Annotated in this window: 26 protein-coding genes and 1 pseudogene; 17 read left to right on the top strand and 10 right to left on the bottom strand. The window is 50.6% G+C overall.

What is annotated here, in order from left to right; translation table 11 throughout:
• Positions 1-26 precede the first annotated feature (26 nt).
• The 5 genes from AC286M_RS24155 to AC286M_RS24135 form a co-directional block, all read right to left on the bottom strand.
• On the bottom strand, positions 27-1,088 hold the full coding sequence (locus AC286M_RS24155) for an LOG family protein (RefSeq protein ID WP_488206824.1): 1,062 nt from the start codon (positions 1,086-1,088) through the stop codon (positions 27-29).
• A 229-nt stretch (positions 1,089-1,317) separates the two neighbouring features.
• Positions 1,318-1,641, bottom strand: coding sequence for a thioredoxin (gene trxA / locus AC286M_RS24150; RefSeq protein ID WP_488206823.1), 324 nt, complete (start codon positions 1,639-1,641; stop codon positions 1,318-1,320).
• A 147-nt stretch (positions 1,642-1,788) separates the two neighbouring features.
• Positions 1,789-2,664: an alpha/beta fold hydrolase gene (locus tag AC286M_RS24145; protein WP_488206822.1), complete on the bottom strand. Its 876-nt coding sequence runs from the start codon at positions 2,662-2,664 to the stop codon at positions 1,789-1,791.
• Positions 2,665-2,966: 302 nt separating this feature from the next.
• Positions 2,967-3,191, bottom strand: coding sequence for a Calvin cycle protein CP12 (locus tag AC286M_RS24140; RefSeq protein ID WP_488206821.1), 225 nt, complete (start codon positions 3,189-3,191; stop codon positions 2,967-2,969).
• A 132-nt stretch (positions 3,192-3,323) separates the two neighbouring features.
• Positions 3,324-3,905 carry a tyrosine-type recombinase/integrase gene (locus AC286M_RS24135; protein WP_488206820.1) on the bottom strand — a complete coding sequence of 194 codons (582 nt, stop codon included), beginning with the start codon at positions 3,903-3,905 and terminating at the stop codon, positions 3,324-3,326.
• Positions 3,906-4,124: 219 nt separating this feature from the next.
• Between AC286M_RS24135 and AC286M_RS24130 the strand changes: the two genes are divergently transcribed.
• Both AC286M_RS24130 and AC286M_RS24125 read left to right on the top strand, forming a co-directional pair.
• The gene (locus AC286M_RS24130; protein WP_488206819.1) at positions 4,125-4,442 is read left to right on the top strand and encodes a hypothetical protein; all 318 of its coding nucleotides are present in this window, start codon (positions 4,125-4,127) and stop codon (positions 4,440-4,442) included.
• Complete coding sequence (locus AC286M_RS24125; RefSeq protein WP_488206818.1) at positions 4,442-5,077, top strand: hypothetical protein; 636 nt, start codon at positions 4,442-4,444, stop codon at positions 5,075-5,077. Before AC286M_RS24130 ends, AC286M_RS24125 begins: the two co-directional genes overlap by 1 nt.
• Positions 5,078-5,336: 259 nt before the next feature.
• Here AC286M_RS24125 and AC286M_RS24120 read toward each other — a convergent pair whose 3' ends face one another.
• Positions 5,337-6,644, bottom strand: coding sequence for an NF041680 family putative transposase (locus AC286M_RS24120; protein WP_488204827.1), 1,308 nt, complete (start codon positions 6,642-6,644; stop codon positions 5,337-5,339).
• 449 nt (positions 6,645-7,093) lie between these two features.
• Between AC286M_RS24120 and AC286M_RS24115 the strand changes: the two genes are divergently transcribed.
• The 7 genes from AC286M_RS24115 to AC286M_RS24085 all read left to right on the top strand — a co-directional run bounded on the left by AC286M_RS24115 (position 7,094) and on the right by AC286M_RS24085 (position 11,960).
• Positions 7,094-8,737, top strand: a complete 1,644-nt coding sequence (locus AC286M_RS24115; protein WP_488206817.1) for a collagen-like triple helix repeat-containing protein — start codon at positions 7,094-7,096, stop codon at positions 8,735-8,737.
• A gap of 8 nt (positions 8,738-8,745) precedes the next feature.
• Positions 8,746-9,570: a hypothetical protein gene (locus AC286M_RS24110; protein WP_488206816.1), complete on the top strand. Its 825-nt coding sequence runs from the start codon at positions 8,746-8,748 to the stop codon at positions 9,568-9,570.
• 117 nt (positions 9,571-9,687) lie between these two features.
• Positions 9,688-10,239 (top strand): hypothetical protein, encoded by a 552-nt coding sequence (locus AC286M_RS24105; protein WP_488206815.1) that lies wholly within the window; start codon positions 9,688-9,690, stop codon positions 10,237-10,239.
• An 8-nt stretch (positions 10,240-10,247) separates the two neighbouring features.
• Complete coding sequence (locus AC286M_RS24100; RefSeq protein WP_488206814.1) at positions 10,248-10,529, top strand: hypothetical protein; 282 nt, start codon at positions 10,248-10,250, stop codon at positions 10,527-10,529.
• A gap of 2 nt (positions 10,530-10,531) precedes the next feature.
• Complete coding sequence (locus AC286M_RS24095) at positions 10,532-10,864, top strand: hypothetical protein (protein ID WP_488206813.1); 333 nt, start codon at positions 10,532-10,534, stop codon at positions 10,862-10,864.
• A 14-nt stretch (positions 10,865-10,878) separates the two neighbouring features.
• A complete protein-coding gene (locus AC286M_RS24090; protein WP_488206812.1) occupies positions 10,879-11,232 on the top strand; it encodes a hypothetical protein in 354 nt (117 codons plus the stop codon).
• Positions 11,233-11,459: 227 nt separating this feature from the next.
• On the top strand, positions 11,460-11,960 hold the full coding sequence (locus AC286M_RS24085; RefSeq protein ID WP_488206811.1) for a DUF4352 domain-containing protein: 501 nt from the start codon (positions 11,460-11,462) through the stop codon (positions 11,958-11,960).
• A gap of 362 nt (positions 11,961-12,322) precedes the next feature.
• Here AC286M_RS24085 and AC286M_RS24080 read toward each other — a convergent pair whose 3' ends face one another.
• On the bottom strand, positions 12,323-12,667 hold the full coding sequence (locus AC286M_RS24080) for a hypothetical protein (protein WP_488206810.1): 345 nt from the start codon (positions 12,665-12,667) through the stop codon (positions 12,323-12,325).
• Between the two features lie 144 nt (positions 12,668-12,811).
• On the opposite strand from AC286M_RS24080, the gene AC286M_RS24075 reads away from it, so the two are divergent.
• From AC286M_RS24075 to AC286M_RS24045, 7 genes and pseudogenes are all read left to right on the top strand, one after another.
• Positions 12,812-13,084 carry a hypothetical protein gene (locus tag AC286M_RS24075; RefSeq protein ID WP_488206809.1) on the top strand — a complete coding sequence of 91 codons (273 nt, stop codon included), beginning with the start codon at positions 12,812-12,814 and terminating at the stop codon, positions 13,082-13,084.
• A 90-nt stretch (positions 13,085-13,174) separates the two neighbouring features.
• The gene (locus tag AC286M_RS24070; RefSeq protein ID WP_488206808.1) at positions 13,175-13,405 is read left to right on the top strand and encodes a hypothetical protein; all 231 of its coding nucleotides are present in this window, start codon (positions 13,175-13,177) and stop codon (positions 13,403-13,405) included.
• Positions 13,396-13,644 (top strand): hypothetical protein, encoded by a 249-nt coding sequence (locus AC286M_RS24065; RefSeq protein WP_488206807.1) that lies wholly within the window; start codon positions 13,396-13,398, stop codon positions 13,642-13,644. Before AC286M_RS24070 ends, AC286M_RS24065 begins: the two co-directional genes overlap by 10 nt.
• Positions 13,644-13,901 carry a hypothetical protein gene (locus tag AC286M_RS24060; RefSeq protein WP_488206806.1) on the top strand — a complete coding sequence of 86 codons (258 nt, stop codon included), beginning with the start codon at positions 13,644-13,646 and terminating at the stop codon, positions 13,899-13,901. The genes AC286M_RS24065 and AC286M_RS24060 overlap by 1 nt, the downstream gene beginning before the upstream one ends.
• Before the next feature lie 260 nt (positions 13,902-14,161).
• Positions 14,162-15,367 (top strand): IS110 family transposase, encoded by a 1,206-nt coding sequence (locus AC286M_RS24055; RefSeq protein ID WP_488206805.1) that lies wholly within the window; start codon positions 14,162-14,164, stop codon positions 15,365-15,367.
• A gap of 112 nt (positions 15,368-15,479) precedes the next feature.
• Positions 15,480-16,557: pseudogene (locus tag AC286M_RS24050) on the top strand (ISAs1 family transposase).
• A gap of 175 nt (positions 16,558-16,732) precedes the next feature.
• Complete coding sequence (locus AC286M_RS24045) at positions 16,733-17,962, top strand: FIST signal transduction protein (RefSeq protein ID WP_488206804.1); 1,230 nt, start codon at positions 16,733-16,735, stop codon at positions 17,960-17,962.
• 40 nt (positions 17,963-18,002) lie between these two features.
• Here AC286M_RS24045 and ispE read toward each other — a convergent pair whose 3' ends face one another.
• From ispE to AC286M_RS24030, 3 genes are all read right to left on the bottom strand, one after another.
• Complete coding sequence (gene ispE, locus AC286M_RS24040) at positions 18,003-18,947, bottom strand: 4-(cytidine 5'-diphospho)-2-C-methyl-D-erythritol kinase (RefSeq protein WP_488206803.1); 945 nt, start codon at positions 18,945-18,947, stop codon at positions 18,003-18,005.
• Positions 18,948-19,128: 181 nt separating this feature from the next.
• Positions 19,129-20,046, bottom strand: coding sequence for a 16S rRNA (adenine(1518)-N(6)/adenine(1519)-N(6))-dimethyltransferase RsmA (gene rsmA, locus AC286M_RS24035; RefSeq protein ID WP_488206802.1), 918 nt, complete (start codon positions 20,044-20,046; stop codon positions 19,129-19,131).
• Between the two features lie 103 nt (positions 20,047-20,149).
• Entirely contained in the window at positions 20,150-21,238 is a 1,089-nt protein-coding gene (locus AC286M_RS24030; protein ID WP_488206801.1) for a hypothetical protein, read from the bottom strand.
• A 423-nt stretch (positions 21,239-21,661) separates the two neighbouring features.
• On the opposite strand from AC286M_RS24030, the gene AC286M_RS24025 reads away from it, so the two are divergent.
• On the top strand, positions 21,662-22,255 hold the full coding sequence (locus AC286M_RS24025; RefSeq protein ID WP_488206800.1) for a chromophore lyase CpcT/CpeT: 594 nt from the start codon (positions 21,662-21,664) through the stop codon (positions 22,253-22,255).
• Positions 22,256-22,335 lie beyond the last annotated feature (80 nt).

Genomic DNA, 22,335 nt, shown 5'->3' with positions numbered 1-22,335 from the left:
AAGGAGTAAGGAAAGAAAAACAGTCCTCACTTATGCTCTGGATGAGTCGTTTCGGGGCGAGAGTCGCTAAACCGATTGAGTCCCATAATGAACTGATGCAGGCGGCCATAGTCGCGCTGATTAAAGTACATCACCAAGCGCGGCATCTCTTCCGTTTCGTCGCCGACTTCCTGAGGAAGGGCTTTACTCTTTTCGATTTTGCCTTTGACCAAAATGTCGCTGTACTCTTCATTTAGCTGATGAATGGCCTCATCCGATAGCTCGCAGTTGAGCCGCATCACAAACCGCTCGCCCACATAGCGACTAGAGTGATAGACCCGATAAAAATCTGCGATCGCTTGGCAGGCTTCATCTAGCGAGTCGGTAATCACATACAGGCTCGGATCATCAACGCTAATTAATCCTTTGTCGAGTAGATGCTGTCGAATGTAGACATCCCAACTCTTCCAGTAATCTCCCCCCGGTTGATCAATCATCACCAGCGGCACGAGCCCCGATTTGCCTGTTTGAATCAGAGTTAGGCACTCGAATGCTTCGTCTTGTGTGCCAAAACCGCCGGGGAACAGAGCCAGCGCATCACTTTCTCGCAGGAAGAACAGCTTGCGCGTGAAAAAGTATTTGAAGAACAGCAGCTTTTGGTCGCCGTGGATAAACGGGTTGGCTCCCTGCTCAAACGGCAATTGAATATTGAGGCCAAAGGAATTGCCCGCACCTGCGCCCATGTTACCCGCCTGCATGATGCCGCCGCCCGCGCCCGTCATCACCATGAAGCCCTGCTTCGTCACCTGGCGGGCAAACTCCAGCGCCATCTGATATTCAGGATGATCTGCTGGAGTACGGGCTGAGCCAAAAATGGTAATCTTACGCACATGACGATAGGGATAGAACATCTCAAACGCCTGCGCCATGTCTTGTAGCGAGTAGTTTAAGATTTTCCAATCCAGGCGATCCGCTTCACTCTCTGCCAGCCGAACTAAAGTAAGGAGTGCCTGCTGAATGAACTCTCGGTGTTTCATCGTCGGCAGGTCTCGTATCAGTTGACTGACTTCTGCCTCAAGTGCTGTGAGTGAATTGGGAGACGAAACCATAGGACCTCGTGAGTGCGGATCTTTATTCTATCGGGGTTTGCTACCTTCTTAGTTGGATTTCACCCATACAAATGCCCTAGATGAAATTTCACCTAGGGCGCTGATTTAAGTAAATGCTATTGAGTGAACAGGCAACCTCAATCTAGCCAAAGTTTAGCTAAACTGCGATCGCACCATCTCAATCGATGCTGCTTAATTTAGCTCTGAGTATAGCGATGTGGAATGTGCGTTAAAGATACTTCTCTAGCGTATTAGCCAAAGTGGTTTTTGGCACAGCTCCAACGACCATATCGACGCGCTGACCACCCTTAAACACCATCAGCGTGGGAATGCTGCGGATGCCGTACTGGCTAGCTACGCTGGGGTTTTCGTCGGTGTTGACTTTGACGACTTTAACCTTGCCGTCGTACTGTTCTGAAATTTCATCAACGACGGGAGCTACCATTCGGCATGGGCCACACCAGGGTGCCCAGAAATCGACTAAAACGGGAAGCTCGCTTTCAAGTACTTCTTGTTTAAATGTGGAATCTGTAACTTGTGCGGCTGCTGACATGCCTAGTAATCCTTGCCTACGTAATCTTGTTCAGAATTCTATCATAGCCAGAGCTGGCTATTTCGCATCGCAAACTTTCTCTTCGTTTAAGAAAAAGCAGTTTGGATTTCAACTAATCTTGCCTGAAACGGGTCGAGTACTAAACCTTCAAAAGGCGTACTTTTCCAAAACCTGTGCGATCGCAGCATTAAATGCCTGTGGTTCCACCAAAAATGGCCAGTGATTGCCGGGGACAGTGACAAATTGCAACTGGGTTAGATAACGACGAAACGAATTAATTTGAAAATTGGAGCGATTCAACCCCTGCTCCGGCTGAATAAAGGTGCAGGGCACATCTAGCGTCTCTGTTAACCCATCCACCAGCAGCATATCCATAAATACTTCGTCGCGCGCGGGTTGGACAAATTTGCTGCCCCATTGGCCATTTGCTTTTTCTTCCATGCCTCGCTGAAACACTTCCGCCTGAAAATCACTCCAGCCTCGATATTGCTTTAACTGCTGCGCCACCTGCTTCACTTGTTCATAGCTATCGAACGGCCCCATCACTTTCAAAAAGGGCAGAACCCGATACAGCAGTGGAAACGTTAGTTTGAAAGCCTTGGGTAACTGCTTGACGAAGAATGGATCAACCAGCGTTAGGCTTTGTACCCGCTCAGGCTGCTGCTTGGCCCAGATCAGCGCCACTTTGGCTGACCAAGAATGAGCAATTACATGGGCTGATCTGCAACCCATCTCACGCATCAGCGCATTCAAATCGGCCACAATGTCCTGACAGCTATATCCAGTCGTGGGCTTGCTGCTGTCGCCATGTCCGCGTAGATCAGGAGCAACACAGCGATAGCGATCGCACAATTCTCCAGCTAACTCTCGCCACACGAAACCATGATCGGCTAAGCCATGCAGCAACAGTAGCGGTATTCCGTCGGGATTTCCCCAGTCCCAGTAGGATAGCTGCACGTCCGATGTACAGTGCATGACTTTGCGGCAATCCAATTCTGGCGTGAGGTGTGGCGTGTGTGTCATGGTGTAATGTCGGTAATTTGAAGCTGAAGATGCTTAAAACGAATGTGCGAGTGCTGTGTCAAATTAGTTTTGATGGTTGATATGCCACGTTTTGCGCTCTAAATTTTGCCATAAAAGCTGGCAAAGGCGAGTGCCGTCGCATTACAACAGCAACTCGCCTCTTTCTGCTCTCGATTCGAAGGTGTAAATGTCTCAGTTAAATTGAAAGACACCAAAAATCACTAATTTGACCCCGATTTAGCTTTCTGATACGGCGACAGATTGGTGATTTTTGGTTTGGCTATAAAATAATAAATTTAGATTCAGTCTTCGTAAATGCGGCATTCGTCCGCATCAGGATTTTCGTCGCAGTATTGATCCAGCGAGGTTTTACCAGGCTTCTTCTCTTTACGGTGAGAGGCTTCTGCCTGCAACTCTTCGACTGCATCCCAAGCTGCCGCACAGTTGCTAGAATCGCTGCCTTCAGTGTCACAAACTTCACGAGCTTGCTTTAGTTCCTGGTTAATCTGTTCTTGAATATCAGCCATAACTTTTTATGTCGCTATGCAATGAGTCAATATACTTACCGCATTGTATCGTGTTGTTTGACACCCCTTAGTAAAAAACAGCCCAAAATATTTCAAACGGCAGATCTGCGATCGCAACTTTCCCGCCGTTGGTCAGCGTGACATTACAACCTGCTTCAGCCGTTCAGGATTAGTTTCCAAATAGCCGATAGCAACCTTTGGATCTCTCCATCCCATGACCTTCATTAATTCCTGCAGCGACGCGCCATTGTTGGCGATCGCATTGGCAAACGAGCGCCGGAATGAGTGGGTAGAGATGCCCACATGATTTAACCGAGCTTTATCGACGGCACGGCGGAGGGCATCATCGGCAGCATCAAAACTCAGGTGTGAGCCATCTTCTAGACCTGGGAACAGATACCCGTAGAACGGCTGCTGATATTCACAGAGCAGAGAGCGCAAGTTTGAATGCACGTAAACCTCTCGCGTCTCTCGCTCTCCATTGGGCCGTGCTTTACGGGTTGATGCCGGAAACGTGATGGACTCGCGCGGCCATTTATCCAGCGTGTAAACATGCTCGACTCGCAGCTGGACGATAGCCCCCAATCTCTCACCCGTCCAATAGGCGATATCGAAAATCATGCGGTGCGACGGTGATCGGAATGAGCGCCGTAAATGTTGCCACTGCCGATCGCTCAAAATTGCAGCTTTCCCCGACCGATTATTTTTTGCCAATTCTCGCTCTAAAATCCTTCCAAATTATTCGTTGAATCCTCGAATAACTTGGCGGTTTTCCTCCGCTAACTACTGACAAATATAGCTCTAAGCCTTATCAGATAAGCATCGTGGAATTGCTGAAGATCTACAAATTCTACAGAGAAGTTGGTGATTGCCGCGCTTCAAATCAGTTTTTACAGTTGATTTATTCCTAACAGTAAACCGAGGAAAAATGCAATGGGTTTAAGTCTTCAACAACGATTTGGCTCTAGCGCTGCACTGTCTGCCGGAGTCCTCTCCATCACCATCACCGAACTCGATAGCCTCGACTCCGCCACAGCATCAGCCGATCAAATTCTGGCCGCCATCATCCTGCACAACAAAGCAAACCAGCCAGCCAACGCCCTCGATGACACAACGATCGGCGTGACCATCGACGATCCGTTTAAATCCTTCGCCCGTACCGACACCCAAATCCAGCACAGTTACAACGTCAACCTCTACGAACCTGCTGGAGCTGGTGGAGTCATCGATCCGGATGATGTGGTGGGCTGATGAGTGAAGCAGATGAGCGGATCGTCCGTTATCGCTGGCCTGACGATCCGATTTGGTATCAAACCAAGGTGGAAGATCCCAATCCTCGTGTTGAGACTGAGCCGTTCAAATCTCCCGTCGATTGTCCTGAGAAGCTGTTCAACTTGCGAGTGTCGATAGGTGCTGACTTACAAAGCGGAGTGTGCCAACCGGGGCCGTTTATTGAGACTGTCACGGTCTACGCGCCTTGGGGGCCACCGGAAACCTATCAGTCATTCGGCAGCTGGGCTGTGAGGATTCCCAGTTACTATCCTTCTGGCTCATTTCGTCGTTTCCAAGGTCTAGGGCGATTCTGCCGGTTGAGCGAGACGAAGCCGAATCCAGCCATCATCAGCTATGAGATCGCAAATGCAACCGATAATTGCACGGCTGGTTCGTGTCGATTTCGCGTCTACAGCAGCACCGATCAGCTTTTGTATGAGGAAGTGAGGGAGGGAGGTTGTCCAGAGTGGGAGATAGAAGGCGGTTGCCCTCCTAATACGCTTGAGTGTGGCGATTGCTGTTTGGACTGTGGCGAATATTTAGTCGATATTCAATCTCTTGTCAGTCAAGTTAGGTCTCTTAATCGTTCGGAAGCTATTACTAGAGCGGGATAGAAAAGTATGAGTGAGTGCGACCAACTAAGGCAGGAGATAGCCGCTCTTAGAGCAGAGATTCAGCGTTTGGAACCGCTGACTCAGCAAAAATTTAATGGGATGTTGCTGACTGGAGCTGGTGTTTTGGGTGGGTTATTTGTCACTCACCCCGAACTTCTGCAAGTGCAATCGTCTATAAAACTGGAGTTTAGACTAAGGCCAAATTGCACCACCTGTGACAGTGGCGCAACTTTGGAGTAACAGGAGCCGAATGGCGGGGTTAAGGGACAGATGTGGCTTGTTTTTTAGAGCGTTTTCCTCGTTTTCGGATGGTGGGGCAGTAGGGTTTGGGGGGTCGAGGGGTGCCAGTCGGCCAGCCCGGTGATTTTCCTCGGGGTTTGGGAAGTGCAGTCGGTGTGCCCAACTGAGCGAAAAGTGGAGCGATGGAATCAGCCACTCGTCCAGGAGTCAGAGCGGCTTGAGGTTTTTGCCAGGGCAAGGGTTGGTCTTGGACGAGATCACGCGCTAACCATAACTGCCAGGTGGCTAAGGGCATCAAGTCACTCCAGCGTTCCGCCGCTTTGGGGTCTGCCAGTTTCGGCAAGAGCCAATGCAGTCGCTGCTTGATGAAGCGGTACCAGTGGTCGATAGCAAAGCGTTGCAGATAGCGTTGCCAGAGGGTGTCTAAGGGCGGTGGACTCTCGCCAACCCACACCAACCAGAGGGGGCGAGCGGGGCGAGGGTGTCCGGTGGCATCAAGGCGTTGCACCTGAATCAGCCGCATGGGATGAGCAGCGGCTTGCCGAAAATGCAACTGGTGCCAACAGCGCACCCGCACTGTCCCCAACTTGGGATGCTCGAGAATTGCTGTCTCATCGGCTGACCACCAGGTGTCGGGGTCATTGAGTTTGAATTTGTCGCCGTGGACTTTGGGACGTCCTCGTCCACTGTAGGGCGGCGGTGCTCCCCAGAGGTTCAAGTTAGAGCGCAGACGCATGAGTTTATCGGCGGCAATATCAGCGGTTTCCAGCACGAAGCGAGCACAGCCATACTCACTGTCCCAGAGCGTCAAGGGACGACAGGATAACTCTTTACACACTTGCCGCAGTTGAAATGCAGCTTTGCTTAATGGGCTCTCCCAACTGGTAATTCGCTCATGCCGCAAAGGCAAGGCCCAACTGCCTGACTCGGGTGGAATCCAGGCCAACGTACTGTAGCCTTGACCGACGGTAATCGGCCCCCCTCCTCCCACACCCTGAGCCTGATGTTCATACGTCCGTTCGGGTAAGCACTTCGCGTCTGGACGGGGCCATGCCGTATGGTCGCCAGCCAACACCACTGGCTCCTCCTGGGGCAGTTGCTCCAGGTACAGCTGCATCAGTCGGCGGCGCTGCGGTCGGCTGTCATGTACAGCGCTATAGATACTCGGCCATTGGCGACGAAAGAATGGGGAGCGCGAGAGCTCGACAAAGCTGGGCGCTTGCCGTGTCGTCAACACCGCGTCAATGAGTTCAAAGGTCGCATCATGCGCTCGTCCCAAATACTGATGGGCGCGCTGGCGAAATCCGTACAGGCTATCGTAGGGCATAGTAGTCGCTGAGGTGAGTGGTATTGTCTCAGCTTCTGCTATAACGCGGTTCGTGCCTAGCACGACCGCGATTTTCTTTCGCTCTTTAGTCTAAACTCCAGATAAAAGCTTTCGCCCAAAATCAAGATAGAATCGCGCGGCGAATGGCTCAAGATGCCCTAAGACAAGCGGATTTATCGATTCGTAAAGCTCAAATTGCTGATACTAAAGCTAATGCAGCGCGTAGGGCTGTGACTAATTTGGGGCAGAAGTTAGAGCGCATAGAAGAGTCATTTAATCGCCTAAAAAACTTTGTTTCTACCAAGATTACTGAAGTTACTAGGCTAGCTAATAATGCTCTCAGAAAAGCGCTTGAATCAAGTGCTTTAGGCCGCAAGGCTTTAGCTTTAATCGATGACATAGCGCCGATTGCTAAGCGTGCTTTGAGGGTGTCGCTTAGGGTGCTGGGGATGCTTCTCAACATTCTCGATTTAATTGCAGGGCTCGCGACTCTGGCAGAGGTGCAAGGGTTAAGAAAGAGAATGCAGGCCATTGAGAAAGGTTTGAGGGTTTTGGAAGCTGATCTATCTCGCGTGATTGGTCTGATTCAGATTGTTAAGAGTCAGGTCGATAGAGCATTGGAAGCGGCTAGGGGCGCTAGGCGGCAAGCCGATAGTGCTCTAGATAGGTCGTTTGATGCGTCGCGTAGGGCTTCAGACGCTCTAAGACAGGCTGCTGAAGCCTTCTCGCGTTCAAAAACTGCGCAGGAAACAGCAGTGGATGCTGAGAAGACAGCGGTAAGGGCCGCGCGAGATGCTGCTTCAGCAGTTGTTGTCGCTAATGCGGCTCAAGCTGCTGTAAATGGAGTTGTGGGCATTGCCAATCGGGCGTTGAACCGAGCGGGTACGGCTGAGAGTACGGCAAATAGAGCGATTGATATCGCTCGCAGAGCTGGCAGAGGTGAGAGAGGGCCGCGAGGATTGCCCGGTCGCCCCGGTCGTGATGGTAGAAATGGTGCTTCTGGCAGAACTGGCGCACCTGGCAGAACTGGCGCTCCTGGCAGAACTGGCGCTCCTGGCGCTGCTGGCGCTCCTGGTAGAGCTGGCGCACCTGGCAGAGCTGGCGCGAAAGGTGACCGAGGGCCAGCAGGCGCACCTGGTAAAGATGGAAGACCTGGACGTGATGGGAAGGATGGAGAGATGGACGCAGCCGACAAAGCTCTACTCAGGAAGATCGATCGCACCACTACCGACACCAATCGCCTGAGTAAGGTGATGTCCCCAGTGGTGCTGCTCACTCGCAAGGTGGCAGTCGAGACTCAGAAAAAACTGAACTTGCTCGATACATTTCTCCGGAAAGCGTGGCAGTTCACGCGTATGGATAAGATAGTCAGTGCTCTAACTCTGGTCGTCACGCTGCATAACGCGTCCATGCTCACCAGAGAGTTAGGCGAAACACTGGGAGAACTCACCTCACAGGTTCTTAACGTTATTGGAGTACGGGACGAAAACGGTAACGCCCTTGATGTTAATGGGCTAATCGGCAGCACTTTCGAGAATCTAATCATTTCCATCCTTGGAGCTGAAGTTTACGCAGGGGTTAAGCTGCAATGGCTCAGAGCGAACCGCATTTTGCAGGCAGGCTCGCAGGTCATCTGGACTGTTCGCAGCATCATGGACAGCACAGCCGAAGTCGAGGAATGGATAGCGGAGAACTTAGGCAAGATTGGCAACGCCCTCAAAAAATATGGTGTGGTCGGTCGTGCTGCCTATCCCTACATGAGCGAGAGAATGCGTGCTCAGGAGAGATGGCGCAACAAAATCGGACGGGTTACGGATGGTCTAGAGTCGCTTGAGGATACCGCCAGTTCCCTCTATGCCGTTACCAGTACAGTTAGGGATGCTCAGGAAGAAATCAGCGAGCTGAACACAAACACATCTCAATTTGTCGGCATGGTTACCGGTGAAATTGATCCAGTCACAGGTCAGCCTTACTTACCGCCTGAGCCACGGCAACCCGTTGATAACGCAGAAGTTGCTGCCGCCGCTGCCGCCGCTGCAACAGCGAGTCAGTCGCCAGAGATTACACCAGCAGATATGAATAGGGGAGGTTAACAGCAGTTATGACTCTACCGGATAATTTTTCCCCAAGTGAACATCTGCAAGATGCAATCAAGAAAATCTATAATCGCGCGGTTCGTGATTATTTCAACGATTTAGGCGGTGATGATTGGAGCCCCAATATCAACACATCGCGCGATTCCCTGAGAACAGCAGTGCAGCATTTTGACGGCGATAGCTTTCTGATGACGCTGGGCAGAATGCTCGTCTTTGACCTGGCAGTAAATCAGCGACTGGTGGGACTGCCGGGATTTGAGGAAGGCGGCAAGGGCATCTACCGCAAACAGAAGCCCCAAATCCTGCTCTATTTCCAAGAGGACAACGAAGACATTGAACCGGGATACGCGCCCGTTACAGCCCGAATTTCATTTCGGCTGATGAACTACACCAGCGAGACGATCTCAACTGCGATCGCAACTTCTTATGCCAACGACATCCGCAGTGAGTTTGCCACCAATAACGGCTATGTCTGGAGAAAAGGTAAGGAACTGTGGACGTACACCAGCTGGGAGCAAGGTTACCAACTGCAACTGCTGTGTCGAAATGAATCGGATGCCGTCCTACTCACTCAGAAAGTGTTGAGCATCCAAAACGACACCTATCAGCCGGAATTTATGAATGTGAAGCTGAACCAAGCGGAGAGCGTCGCCTATCCGACCGTGCCGGGTTCAGATGTAGTTTTGGGCGAGTCGCGCAAGCTCGCGCGCCGCCGTCCGATTGCCGACGTGCGATTCCAGTACGCATTGATGAAAATCGCAAAGCTTCCGAATCCTATCTGTTTGGTAGATAGATCAGGAACGTGGCCTGAGCCATTGGTCGCCGTGTGAGGGAATCTACCGTCCAACTTATTCGATAAGGTTTACCAGAAAGGTGTCACCTTTCGTATCGATATTATCTAATCGATCAAGGTAGCAGGATAAGGCAAATGATCAAGGTAATTAACTATGGCTCGACGCTTTTCACGCATCCGTCAAGGTGCATACTACAACCAGGGACTACAAAACTACATCGACTACTTACAGACCGCCGCAACGCGCCCCCGGCGACTGCTGACCCGTCCCGAAATGAATTTCATCAGCGTGTTTGTCTATCCCTTTGGCGCTGACCTGGGCGGCACAACCGAACGGGTTGAAGGTCGGGCGCAGAGTGGGCATTACGATGTGCTTGCGCCGCTAATTAATGGAACTGGAACAGGTGCGCAAGTTGAAAACACCGTCACAGCCGGAAACTTGGTGTCATTTGGCAAGTTCAAGCCAGCTCGCGTCATCTGGCAACGCGATGCAGAAAAAAGCAGAGAGGTGGCAACCTCTCAGATCACAGGACTGCAATACATCAAATACAGAGCCACACGTTTGAGCTGTCCCTTTGGTCGTAATGCTGATGGCGACACCATCTATGACAGCTTCAATGCGATCAAAGGTGTGTTGAAATCTCAGCCTAACCTAGAGGTCAACCGAGTATCGCTGTCTGAAGAAAACATCGACTACACCGCGTAATCTGCCTTATGTATTCCGCTATCGACGCAATCGTAACGTTTGGCCGTGATGACCCAGACATGAGCTATGCCGATCAGATTGAAGAGGCTAAGCTGCTGGGCCAGCGCAACCGCATCCTTGAGAACGTCATGGATGGGAAAGAGGACATCGACACCTATCTTGACTGCCTCGCAGAGCAGGGCATCGACCCGATCGCATGGATGGACATGGCAGCGGCAAACATGAACCACGTCGTCGATAGCGGAATTACGTTTTACGAAACACCGACCGGATTACTACTGCCAGGTTAACTATGGGTTGGTCGTCTATCGGCACACTTTCACCGTCCTATGATTGGCAAGCGTTCGACACGGCTATTTTCGACACCAATCTGTTTCGCATCACTCAGACTTACAGCGGCGAAAACCCCGGTAAGCTGCTGATTCGCAATCTGTTTGCCAGCGCCGGATCAGCCGAAATCAAAGTTATTTTTCCCGACCCTGAGCCCCTGCTACTCGAATTTCCCCTCTCGCCAGAGATTCGAGAGTTGACGGGTGCAGCTCGGTACATCCAAATCAAAATGCCTGTGTCCTCTCGCGTCTATGCCGATACGAATTGGCAAGTCACGGTGGAACAATGGCTCTAGTGAGGGTTCCTCATGTGACATACGAATCTCTATTTGCGCTCATTGCTGGGCTACTGCCAACTGTTGGCGCGATCATTGCGATGGTGAACTGGATGAATAGCCGTTTTGAACGGCTCTCTCATAGAATCGAGAGTGTCCAGCACTCGCAGAGCGTCAAAGATACCGAACTGCGATCGCAAATTGAAATGCTGGAATATCGCGCCAATGAGAACACCAATCTCATCGGCCATCGCACCGACCGATTTCAATCGGCTGACAAAGACATTCACGCTCGGATAACTGAAGAAGTGCGACGGCTCAGCAGTCACATTGAACAGCTCCAGGGCTACATGACTAAACACGGGTTCATCCCAAGGGATAGAGAATAAGCGATGTCACACGACTTCCAAAACGAAATCACCCTGACGGAGCAAGAGTACTCCTGTCTTATCGCCCGTATCGCCTCACTTGAGAAAAAGGTTCAGCTTGTAGAGCTGTGGAAGAACTCGATTCAGCGCTGGTTGAATATCGCTCCCTCTCAATAGTCTGGGCATCCTATAAAAAAGCGCTGGTGTCGCTGCCAGCGCTTTAAAGTTCCATAACTGTAGGATGCACTATGAAGCGAATTTTATTAACAGCCGTGCTGCTGTTGACCGTTGGTTGCTCCCGTCCCGCTGAAGTTGAACCGTTAGTCGATTTAACCAGTTACTACACTGGCACACCTCAAGTTTTCGCAGCTCGTCAACCTGGCTGGAAGATTGGTGTTCTAGAACCCCGTGACGAAGGCCGTGATTTAACAGTTGATGAGTTCATGACTCACGAAGCTGTAGACCGTTGGGTTGTGATTCCAGTTGTCATCCAAAACGCAACGGGTAAGCGTCAGAAACTCCATGAAGCGCTTGAGCTAGACCTATTCAGTACATTAGTTGGCAGTGATGGCAAGCTGTACGAAGTTGACAGCTCATCTATGTGGTATGGCGATGATGACTCAGCACCGCTTGATGCTGGTGAATCTGTCAGGATGCTGCTGATGTTTGATGTCCCTGCTGATGTTCAGCCGAAACAGTTGCTTACCAACACATACGACACATCTAGTTCCGTGCAGATTGACCTTTAGAACCGCGCGTTCTCCAGCCGTCGATCAACTGGCAAATCTCATCCGGTGATCTGCCGAGTGTGATCCACCGTCGAACTTCCACAGCTCTGGAAGTTGCGATCGCATTTTTGACATTGCCACCAGGGATGTGCCGAGCACCTAATCGGGTGTGCCCACATCCCCACATAAATCTGTAATAAGTCACGCCGTGCGACTTGTACTCATACACGTCTAACCACCTTCCGAAAGCATACGGTTTTGCGTTGCTTTCGGAAGCTATCGGAAAACCGTTTTTCCCGTCTACAGCTGCCGTTTTTTCCATTGGATCAGTCCCACCATAAGAAAGCACAAAGGGGGAAGTACGAACGTACTTCCCCCTTTGTTTATTCATCAGATTGCTGTTGTTCAAGCTGCTGCTGTAGATGCTCTAGTTGGTCTAACTGGTCTTGAAACTCTTTGACCTCTTGTTCGTACCAGGTGACACAATCCCGTGCTTTAGCCAGCTGACTTTTGGTCTGATTAATCAGCTGGCTCAGGATTCCCCCGGTGATGGGGTCACTTGCAATTGCTGACGGCCCAGCTGCTCCAGAAGTTCTGACACTGACACTCCCCTCTGCTGTGCCAGCGCTTTCAGGCCGTCCTTCGCCATTGAGCTCAGGCGAGCATTCAATGTCTCGTTCTTCTGTTCCCCCGGTTCTCTGTGATTCGCTTTTGGCATGGTGATTCATTGCAATCTCTCCAATATTGTACTCACAATCATTACAAAGATTGTAATGAATTGCTTGCCAATTGAGTATAGATTGTAATTACAATACAAAACAGATCGCGTGAGAAGTGCGATCGCAACTTACCCACTACCCGAGAGTGAGCCTATGCAGAAAAAGAAGAAAGTTGACTACCACGAATACGAAAGAGCTTTATATGCCATCGGTACTCTGGCCTGTGCCGTCATTCAGTTGACAGCAGGGAGAGGGTTTGCAGGGGCTGAAGGGCATGAAAAACGACTTCTTCAGGCTATGAAGAAGGGAAATAAGAAGCTTTTGGAAATGAAGAAATCTGATGCGATTGAGCTGGTTGACAGCGTTTTAGAGCTTTTTGTGCACGTTGAACCATCTGAATCTGCTGATGACGAGCAACCGAATTGACCCATGAAAAAAGTGCGATCGCAAGACCCCCGCGATCGCACTGTGGAGAAATAAGCCCACTTGAAAATTCTAGAAAGGAGTAGATAACCAATGACTTCCAAAGTTACCGCCAATCATATCGTTTCCCGCTTCCAATATCGCGTCTATCACCGTCCCTGCATCGGTCATCCCCATTGCGTCGCCGCCTTCAAATTCCGCTCTCACGCTGAAATCTACGCGCGCGGCCTAATCAGCATCTCAGCTAGCAGCAGACATGAATATGAAGTCGTCTTCATTGACCCCGTTGAACTCATGAGAGAGGCACAGCAAAAATGCTCATAGAAACTGGATGCAACGCATACAACATCGATCAGATTGCCTATGCCGAATGGGATGAGGAAGCAATGTGGATAGACCTCTACTATCCCGGCGCTGGTAAATGTTCCATCACTGGCGAATCTGCGCTCCTGGCAATCGACGCCATCAAGAACAAGGCCAAAGCCGACGAATGGGATGCACATTGCTCTCTAACAGCCGCTGAAATGCATGTTAAACGTTTGAACCGACAGGACAACAACTAATGACAGACTCCCCCAGATTCCCCGGTATCTCCGTTCTAAACCCCTGCTTCCAACAAGCTGCTGCTCAGTACTGCATGGCTCTAAGAAGTGCCGTAATGGAGATCGCACTACTGACTGAAAAAGATCCACAGGAGCTTTATGAATTTTATTTGAAAGACGCTTTTGAGTCTTATTGCTCTTTGTATCCAGAACAGATTGAGGACGTGACCCTCGAATTCATCACCCACGCCCACAAGATTGCCCAGCAGCAACAGTAACCACCCTCACACCGAGCGTTTACGAACGCTCGCTGTGGTGGTGTCCAAAGCCATCACACCGCGATTCGGGCTTGATAAGGCATTGACCTATTTAGGTTTACGGAACACGCGGCCTGAATCGCGCCCCGTATCTAAAAGGGTTTTGTTTGACATCCGGCCTGGATCGCGCCTCTACTCTCTAGCGATCGGGTTCTAAAGGGGTGATGACCTGCAATTGATGACGGGTTTAACGAGAATGCAGTACTGAGCTAGAGAACATTATGACTGTAATTTGTGGTTTAGACGTTGGTAAAACGTCCGTTTCCATGTGTCTGCTAGATGAAGTGCCCAATGATTTGAAGCGCTTTGCCCAGCGGCATAAAACCGAATCTATCCAGATCGATAGATCTGGGATTGACTATCTACTCTCACTCGATGCCGATTGCTATGCGCTGGAACCAACAGGCCGTTACTCAAGGCCGTGGATTGACCAATTGCGCAGCGCTAACAAAATCGTCAGGCTTATTCCGACTCACCGAATTGGCAAGTATCGCGGATATAAAGGACTCAACAACAAGTCAGACCGCTACGATCCAGTTTGCATCGCAGCCTATACCCTCGAAAACTTCAGTGATGAGTCAGCATTCATCGATCTGTATGCTGAAGACTTGCGGGAGATGCTGTTGAGCCGTCACAGCCTATCTCGACTTTGTACCAGCACAACGAACCGGCTCTGGGCACAGCTGGCAACCGAATGGCCTGAAGTCTGCCGAACCGCTAGCGGCAGAAAACCCCAGAATCCTCGCTGGTATCTCTACCCTGATCCGCCAAACCTCTGGCGCTTCATTGCAGGTGAAGATGTTCGTGGTCAAAAAGTGCGATCGCAAAAGTTAAGCGAATCTATTGGTACAGGTCTGAGTGATGCAACAACATGGCTCGCATCGCAGGTGTGCGACCTTCATCGCCAGATGTACCGCCAAGAGCTGGCAATTGACGAGATGCTCAACGCCGATCGCTTTCGTCTCTACCAAGAGGTGTTCGACGACTTTGGTTTTAGCCCAAAGATCCGGGCCGTGCTCCTGAGCCGAATATTTCCCTTTGAGAAGTTCCTTGGCAGCGATGGAAAACCGATAGTTGAGTATGTATATAGTGACAGCTCGCGCCGTAAAAACAAGAAGACCAAACGCCGTCGCTCTGAAGCTGCCTTTAAACTCTCGCTCGGCATGGGTATGGTCCAGAGTCAGAGCGGCAATAAATCCGAGTGGACTGCTGGCGGCGCGTCCTATGCTCGCACTGCCCTATGGCAACACGTCAAAGTACTGGTAGTTGTTCAGTCGAGCCGATTAACCGACCAAAAATATTTAGCAGCGCATCGCGCCTACTATCGCCAGCTCGACAAGAAGCTCCCTGGCAACAAGCGAGTTATGATGACCGCATCTCGCGTTAGTCGAGATTTGTTCAAAGCCCTTTCGATTCAGTTCTGCTAGAGCAGAGTTTCAATGATTCAAGCATCATCCCCCCGCTGGCCCCAGGGCTGATTTATTGATGAGAGAAAAAAGATAATGAGATAGGTAACCATTTTTGCACAACAACTAAACCATGAGCCTCATCAGCCATCTCAAGCAAATTCCAGACTTTCGAACTCAACCGCGATATCCCCTGTGGGTCGTGCTGCTTTTGATCATCATGGCAACGATGAGTGGGTGCTTGGGTTACCGAGCGATTGAAGATTTCGTCGAACGGCATCAAACGGTGTTGCTGGACTGTTTAGAGCTGCCTCACACCCGACTGCCCGCCTACTCAACGATCCGCAAGGTGATCGTGCGAACCAACTTTGAACACCTGAGTCAAGCCTTCAATGACTGGGCAACAACGGCATTTGCGCCCCAAACCGGAGAACAACTGGCCACCGATGGCAAGAGTATCAAGGCAACCGTCACAGACTATGACCAAAGTTATCAAGACTTCGTCAGTGTCGTCTCTGCCTTCAGTGTGCAACAAGGGGTCGTGGTTGGACTCCAATCGATGCGAAACCAACAGCAAAGTGAGATTGTCACCGTGCAGACCTTGTTAGATGTCTTGCAATTCAAAGGAGTTTGCTTCAGTTTTGATGCGTTGCACACTCAAAAAAACGGTTGAGCAGATTATTGCCAGTGGCAATGACTACCTGATGGCCGTCAAGCCGAACCAACCTAAGCTGTTTGAGCATCTGCGAACCCAGTTTGAGCAATCGTTACCCACCAGTTCAGATTGCCAAGTTGAACGAACGCGTGAGCGCCAAACAAGTCGTACCGTCAGTGTTTTGGAATCAGTCGCAGGGATAGACCCCGGTTGGGTTGGAGTCGAGCGCATGGTTCGAGTCGAACGAGTCGGAACTCGTGACAACCAGCCTTACACTCAGACCATGTTCTACATCAGTTCACTCCCGTTGGATGCCGTAGGCTTTGCTCAGCACATTCGCTCTCATTGGCACATTGAGAATCGATTGCATTGGCCAAAGGATGTCGTGCTTCATGAAGATCACGCCCCTTTGTGTGATGGTCATGCACCGACCAATTTTGCGATTGTGCGAACGATTGCGGTCAATCTGTTTCGCCAAGCCGGATTTGCCTCCATCACCAAGGGACTGCGGCATTTAGCCCACGATATCCCCCGTCTATTTTCCTTTTTTCAATAAATCAGCCCTGCCCGCTGGCCCCGCGCTGGTGGGGGGATTTTCGCGCGCGCGAATAAGGCATCCCTCCGTTTCGCTGTCGCTTCACTACGGAATGCCTTATTCTAAACTAATGACAAAATCAGTCGAGGGAGGCACGACTGAAGAGATAGACCGTAATTGATCCAAAGGTGGCACCGTGCCGGATTCTATGCAGTGGGCCAATGCCCTTTCAACTCGTCCGTCTCTAGAAGCTGCTGTGTTGGAAGTCGTGGAACGAACGCAGCAAGCATTATCGGCACCAGCAAATTTTGGTCTGGTTTTTATCTCGACGGCATTTGCGAGTGAATATTCTCGGCTGATGCCGCTGTTACAAGAGCAGCTCGATCTGCCCGTCCTGATTGGCTGCAGCGGTGGCGGCATCATTGGTAGAGACCGTTCGGGTCAAACTCAAGAGGTGGAAACGAATCCAGCCCTCAGCCTTTGTCTAGCCTCTATGCCAGAGGTGGATGTGCAGACGTTTCATATTGCCGAAGATAATTTGCCTGATTTAGATTCTCCCCCAGATGCGTGGATTGATCAGGTTGGAGTATCGCCTGCATCCCAGCCTCAGTTCATTCTGTTGGGCGCACCGATGTCGTCCGGCATTAGTAATTTGCTACAGGGACTCGATTTTGCCTATCCCGGTTCTGTCAAAGTGGGAGGGCTGGCCAGTACGGATATGGTGGGGGACAGTGGTCTGTTTTGCGGTCAAACCTATTACAAATCAGGGACGATTGGGGTAGCGCTGTCGGGAAATCTGGTGCTAGATACGATTGTGGCGCAGGGCTGTCGTCCCATTGGTCAGCCCTATCGGGTAGCGAAAGGTGAGCGCAATGTGCTGTTGGAATTAGAAGATCCCGACCATCCCGATCAACTCCGTTCACCGCTGGAAGTGCTGCAAGAACTCTTTCAGACACTGAGTGAAGAGGATCGGGCTCTGGCCCAAAATTCCCTCTTTATTGGCGTGGCTCAAAGCAGCTTCAAGCGCAATCTGGAACAAGGCGACTTTTTGATTCGTAATTTATTGGGGGTTGATCCACGAGCAGGTGCGATCGCAATTGGCGATCGCATTCGGTCTGGGCAGCGCATCCAGTTCCACCTCCGAGATGCAAAAACCTCAGCGGAAGATTTGGCTCTGCTGCTTGAGCGATACACCCAAAATCATGCTGCCACTCAGCCTGCGGGTGCCTTAATGTTTGCCTGTATGGGACGGGGTGAACAGCTCTATGAAGCTCCTAACTTTGATTCGCAGCTGTTCCATCGCTACATTGGTCCAACAGCTCTCAGTGGCTTTTTCTGCAATGGTGAAATCGGCCCCGTTGAAGGCACAACGTTCCTGCATGGTTACACCTCAGTATTTGGCATTTGCCGCCAATCCCAGACCTAGCAAGGCTGATTTGAGGGGAGCGAAGCTGATTGTTATTGCACTAATCACTCATCTGCACACCGGACGAGCAAAACTGGGCTACCCAAAAATCAATGTCTGGATCGGCTAGTTCAGCTTGAGCCTGCCGCTGAATCTGCTCAGCCTGTTGTCGCGAGTTAGCTAGCGCAAATACGGTCGGCCCCGAACCAGACATCATCGCTCCCAAGGGACTCAATTTGGCCAGCGTATCTCGCAGTTGTCCAACTTGGGGATACGCTGGCAGCACAATCCTTTCAAAATCGTTATAGAGATGCTGACCAATTTCAGCCGGGTTGTGGTGGCCAAGAGCTGCAACCAGTGTGCCAGAGTGAACTTGGTGCCAGCGTGCAGCCAAGTCATCGGCAGCGGAAACATAAGTGTCGCGAAATTGCTCTCGAAACGTGCCATAGGCCCAAGGGGTCGAAATTGAAATGCTGCGGTGTTTGGCCAGCACCACATGTAAATTGTTGTTATTGTCCAGTAGGGCCAGTTTTTCGCCTCGTCCGGTTGCGATCGCAGTTCCACCTGTAATGCAAAACGGAATATCAGATCCTAGTTTCTGCCCCAATTCTTGAAGTTCAATATGAGTCAGCCCCAGCTTCCACAGCAGATTAAGACCCACCAGCACCGCTGCTGCATCGGCTGATCCCCCCGCTAGCCCTGCTCCAACCGGAATTTGCTTCTCAATTGTGATTTCAACTCCGCCATGTCGCTGCAGCATTTCGGGAAACTGCTCCCACATTAGCTCTACCACCCGGTACGCCAAATTGCGCTGATCCGTGGGCACATCGGGATGATCGCACTGAATCCGCACGTCATCGACGCTGATCTCCCGCAGGCTAATTCGATCGGCCAGGCTGACGCTCTGCATCACCATTGCCAGCTCGTGATAGCCATCGGGACGATCGCCAATGATTTCTAGGTAGAGATTGATTTTGGCATAGGCCAAGAGCGAATAAATACGCATGGGTGGGATTGCATCATCAGTTGTACATACCAACCGTAGCCAGTCGTCACGCTGAGCGAAACATTCGGAAATTCTAAAACGTTGGCATGTTGGAACGTTCTAACGTTTCAACGTTCTAACGATTTAAATCCTAAGTTTCTAAAAAAAGTGTCTCAACCTAAACGGCTAGCGCTACAGATTCTTATTCTTCCATCTCTAGTTCATTTTGCGGCACTGAATCAGGGTTTGACTCGTTGATGTCGTGACCGGACACGGAGCTATGCAGGTTTTTGGCGGCGTTATCCGTGACGTTACTCAACATATTACTTAAACTGACCCACTGTGCCACACTGACATCTTCGGCTCTAGCTTGGGGAGAAATATCTAGCTTTTCAAACAGGTCTAAACTGCGATCGCGATCTAACATGCCCTTGAGATTGTTGCGCAGCATTTTTCGCTTCGTCGCAAAGCCAATTTTGACTAGAGACTCCATTTGGCGAGGGTTGTGAACCGGAGTGGGAAAGGATCGGGGCGTTAAGCGTACAACTGCAGAATCCACCTTCGGCGGCGGCTGAAAGGCTTTAGCGGGTACGGTACACATAAAATCAGCTTGGGCAAGATACTGTACTCGCACCGATAGCGCGCCAAAACTTTTGTTACCCGGTTTGGCACAGATCCGCTCTGCCACTTCCTTTTGCACCAGCAGCACGATTGTCTTAAAGGGATCTGGATTTGGGTTGGTAATCGTACCTAACAGCCGCTCCAAAATCGGGCCAGTGATGTAGTAGGGAATATTGGCCACGACTTTATTGGGCGATTGGAACTTTTCGAAAGACTGCAATTGAGCATCCCAGTCCAGTTCCAGCACGTCACCTTGCAGCAGCAGAAAATTCTGCGCCTCTCGAAACGTTTGCACCAGTCGCTTACAAAGATCCCGATCAATTTCAATCGCGACGACTGATTCCACCAGTGGCAGCAGCCAACGGGTCAAAATTCCAGTTCCCGGCCCAATTTCTAACACCCGATCCGATCCGGTCAGCTCTGCGGCGGTCAAAATCTGGTGCAGCACCTTTTCGCTGCGCAGCCAATGCTGGCCAAATCGTTTACGAGGTTGTGCCATTCGTTCTGTTATCCGTTTAGTTGCATGTTCAAAGGGTAAGCATACAGATAGGTAAGGATGCAAGCGCAGCTCACATACCTGTCTATACGTTGACCAATAAAGCCTATTGCACTCTCAGATTATTACTATAGTTGTGATAACCAGCAAGTTTCCCATTGTTGAAATCAACGATGCTTTTATCGTAGTAAAAGCGCTCTCGGCAAATGGATGGGTCTCGCTCGATTTGAGTCGGCGTTCCTTGAATCAGCAGAATGTCTTCTTGGGTTGAGTCCAGTGTCCAAGCGTTGGTCTTTGGTCGTTGTCTTCCACTGGGCATGACAACCACATTTAAGTTGTTGTCAGCATTGTTGTAGCCAGTCACAATGTCGTTTTTCAACTCAATTAGACTGCTACCGTAATACAGCAGCTCTTGATTAAGAGCTTCGTAGCGAATAAACTGGCTCGGCGTTCCTTCAATAGCCAATACCGCTTCTTTCGTTGAGCCCAAGCTCCAAAAGCCAGCTGGAATGGCCGCGATGTTGGGCAAGTCGGCAGGCTGGATGACCAACAGGTTGTTATCAACATCTTGATAGTCTACAACCCGTCCGTTTTGCACATCGACCCGACTGTTGTTGAAATAGAGCAGTTCTCGGCACTGGGAGTCATATGTAATCGTGCGTGTGGGTGGGCCTTGAATGCCTAGCATCTGTCCCCGGCTAGAGCCAATGTGCCAAAGGCTTTTGATCGGCTGTGTAGCCAAGTCGGCTGCGGCGGCTTGTTTGGCTGCGTACTGGCGGTTTTGATCATATTGAATAGCTCTGTCATGTGCGATCGCAGATTGGTTATTCACATTGGGTACCGCTGCCATCAGCTCACTGGCTTCCTTCCACCAGGTTGCGATTTTCTCCCATTCTTGCCTGGTCTGAGCCGTTTGAGTTAATTCGGCTGCACTGGTGGCTTTATTCACGGCGAGACGAAACTCTTCCGATGGTTGCGATCGCTGTTTAAGCTGCACCAGCTGCACGGTGTACAGTCCTAGACCAACCAGTCCAGCCACGCCAGCTCCTAAAACTGCTGCCCGTAAACCGATTAGCAGCGGTTGGCGAATCCGTCGCCAGTCTCGCTTCCGGCGAATTCTCAACCCATCTTCTGTTTCATAAATCGAGATTTTATCGTCTTCGTAAGAGACGAATTTTCGACTTTTGCGACCCATAAACTTTGTTCGCGAATGCTGGAGAGCAATTAGAGGGCAATTGAGAACGCTCAACGCTCATATCACAGAAAGCGGTTCAGATGGTTCCAAGCCAGATTCTCACATTCTGTTAGATTGGCCAAGAGCAGTGGAGTTAGACATAATGCACCATGTATCTGTGCTTGATTCACTGATGCAGCATGTATTTAATCTATATATTTATGATCTATATATTTATGATCTTTACAAGCATCGATCCTGAGATCAGGATGCAGCGCCCCAAATATATGGTTGCTCAATGTGGAGATGCCGAACCTGGGTAGTCGCTGCTATTGTAAACTTGCGGTCTACCGTATTTCCCCCGTTGTGCATTGTATTCATTAAGGCTTGATGCACTGAGGCAAATTATTCACACGCTTATCTTGTTCTGCCGATTATATTCCCATGACGGAACCCCTTTGGACTCTGGCTCGATGGCTCGCGGGCGAATTCAGCAACCAATCGCAAGCGCTGGATCAACCCGCTTGGTTTGTGCATCTAAGGCTGTGGCATCGCCCCTTGCCCCAGCGGTTCGCCAATCACATTGCGCTATTCGCGGAACAGGTCAACGTGCTGCATTTGGATCAGCCCTATCGCCAGCGCTTGATGCTCTTAAAGCCGGATACTGATCCTCAAATACTACAGGTACAGTACCTAGCCTTTCGTGACCCCAGCCAGTTTCGGGGCGCTGGAACTAATCCAGAACGGCTAGCAGCCATCACCTCAGATGATGTTGAACATTTGTCAGGCTGTGTATTAACCGTGCGTCAGAATAACGGGACATTTGAGGCCACCATGCCCCCGGAAGCCAGATGCTGCTTTCAGTACGCTGGACAAACGCGGCAGGTAGAACTGGGATTCACCGCCACACCGCAGGAATTTTACAGCCGCGATCGCGGTATTGATCCAGAGACGGGTCAGGGACTTTGGGGAGCCATGATGGGCGCTTATCAGTTTCAGCGCCAGCAGGACTGGTCGGGGGAGTTACCACGAGGTTGAGTGAGTGCTGAGTGTTGAGTTTTGAATTCAAGTGTGAATTGTGATGTGGGGCAGCGCCCCCACATCACAATTCACACCAA

The organism is Thainema salinarum CENA647, assembly GCF_057732415.1.
This window is presented reverse-complemented; position numbering and strand designations above follow the sequence as displayed.

Bases quoted from the DNA above. Each gene is read 5' to 3' on its own strand.
- trxA (WP_488206823.1), bottom strand. From the start codon at position 1,641: ATGTCAGCAGCCGCACAAGTTACAGATTCCACATTTAAACAAGAAGTA.
- ispE (WP_488206803.1), bottom strand. From the start codon at position 18,947: ATGCGTATTTATTCGCTCTTGGCCTATGCCAAAATCAATCTCTACCTA.
- AC286M_RS24100 (WP_488206814.1), top strand. From the start codon at position 10,248: ATGTATTCCGCTATCGACGCAATCGTAACGTTTGGCCGTGATGACCCA.
- AC286M_RS24155 (WP_488206824.1), bottom strand. From the start codon at position 1,088: ATGGTTTCGTCTCCCAATTCACTCACAGCACTTGAGGCAGAAGTCAGT.
- AC286M_RS24095 (WP_488206813.1), top strand. From the start codon at position 10,532: ATGGGTTGGTCGTCTATCGGCACACTTTCACCGTCCTATGATTGGCAA.
- AC286M_RS24110 (WP_488206816.1), top strand. From the start codon at position 8,746: ATGACTCTACCGGATAATTTTTCCCCAAGTGAACATCTGCAAGATGCA.
- AC286M_RS24065 (WP_488206807.1), top strand. From the start codon at position 13,396: ATGCTCATAGAAACTGGATGCAACGCATACAACATCGATCAGATTGCC.
- AC286M_RS24055 (WP_488206805.1), top strand. From the start codon at position 14,162: ATGACTGTAATTTGTGGTTTAGACGTTGGTAAAACGTCCGTTTCCATG.
- AC286M_RS24130 (WP_488206819.1), top strand. From the start codon at position 4,125: ATGGGTTTAAGTCTTCAACAACGATTTGGCTCTAGCGCTGCACTGTCT.
- AC286M_RS24105 (WP_488206815.1), top strand. From the start codon at position 9,688: ATGGCTCGACGCTTTTCACGCATCCGTCAAGGTGCATACTACAACCAG.
- AC286M_RS24125 (WP_488206818.1), top strand. From the start codon at position 4,442: ATGAGTGAAGCAGATGAGCGGATCGTCCGTTATCGCTGGCCTGACGAT.
- AC286M_RS24145 (WP_488206822.1), bottom strand. From the start codon at position 2,664: ATGACACACACGCCACACCTCACGCCAGAATTGGATTGCCGCAAAGTC.
- AC286M_RS24085 (WP_488206811.1), top strand. From the start codon at position 11,460: ATGAAGCGAATTTTATTAACAGCCGTGCTGCTGTTGACCGTTGGTTGC.
- AC286M_RS24070 (WP_488206808.1), top strand. From the start codon at position 13,175: ATGACTTCCAAAGTTACCGCCAATCATATCGTTTCCCGCTTCCAATAT.
- AC286M_RS24060 (WP_488206806.1), top strand. From the start codon at position 13,644: ATGACAGACTCCCCCAGATTCCCCGGTATCTCCGTTCTAAACCCCTGC.
- AC286M_RS24030 (WP_488206801.1), bottom strand. From the start codon at position 21,238: ATGGGTCGCAAAAGTCGAAAATTCGTCTCTTACGAAGACGATAAAATC.
- AC286M_RS24080 (WP_488206810.1), bottom strand. From the start codon at position 12,667: ATGAATCACCATGCCAAAAGCGAATCACAGAGAACCGGGGGAACAGAA.
- rsmA (WP_488206802.1), bottom strand. From the start codon at position 20,046: ATGGCACAACCTCGTAAACGATTTGGCCAGCATTGGCTGCGCAGCGAA.
- AC286M_RS24120 (WP_488204827.1), bottom strand. From the start codon at position 6,644: ATGCCCTACGATAGCCTGTACGGATTTCGCCAGCGCGCCCATCAGTAT.
- AC286M_RS24075 (WP_488206809.1), top strand. From the start codon at position 12,812: ATGCAGAAAAAGAAGAAAGTTGACTACCACGAATACGAAAGAGCTTTA.
- AC286M_RS24115 (WP_488206817.1), top strand. From the start codon at position 7,094: ATGCTTCTCAACATTCTCGATTTAATTGCAGGGCTCGCGACTCTGGCA.
- AC286M_RS24025 (WP_488206800.1), top strand. From the start codon at position 21,662: ATGACGGAACCCCTTTGGACTCTGGCTCGATGGCTCGCGGGCGAATTC.
- AC286M_RS24140 (WP_488206821.1), bottom strand. From the start codon at position 3,191: ATGGCTGATATTCAAGAACAGATTAACCAGGAACTAAAGCAAGCTCGT.